We start from the raw sequence: 289 nt of genomic DNA, 5'->3' as shown, positions 1-289 counted from the left end.
CGCTTTTCTTGAAGTTACGGAAAAGCTTTGCAACAAGATCGCTATCATCACAACCTTCCTGCAAGACACGCTTAATGCGGTAATACAGTTTGCTGTATGATTTTCTGCTTTCATTTTGGTAGGCACCATGAGCAGCCTTAAACAAGGCATAGCGTTCCACATTGGTGAAGGTATAACCCTTCTTGTGACGTAACCAACCTTCTTTCTTTGCGAGATAGCTCTGTATGAGGTTTTCTTCATAAAGAAGGTGCTTGTTGTTATAGGTCGGGTCTGCCATCAACTGATCGAT

Annotated in this window: 1 protein-coding gene; it reads right to left on the bottom strand. The window is 42.6% G+C overall.

Features of this window, described 5'->3' with window-relative positions; all coding sequences use genetic code 11:
• On the bottom strand, positions 1-277 hold a 277-nt coding region (locus Q5762_RS37895; protein ID WP_315896856.1), incomplete at its 3' end, for a hypothetical protein.
• Positions 278-289: the final 12 nt, after the last annotated feature.

The sequence above is a fragment of the Streptomyces sp. P9(2023) genome (assembly GCF_032436795.1).
Classification (GTDB): domain Bacteria; phylum Actinomycetota; class Actinomycetes; order Streptomycetales; family Streptomycetaceae; genus Streptomyces.
Note: the sequence above shows the minus strand (reverse complement) of the source record. Positions and strands in the feature narration are given on the sequence as shown.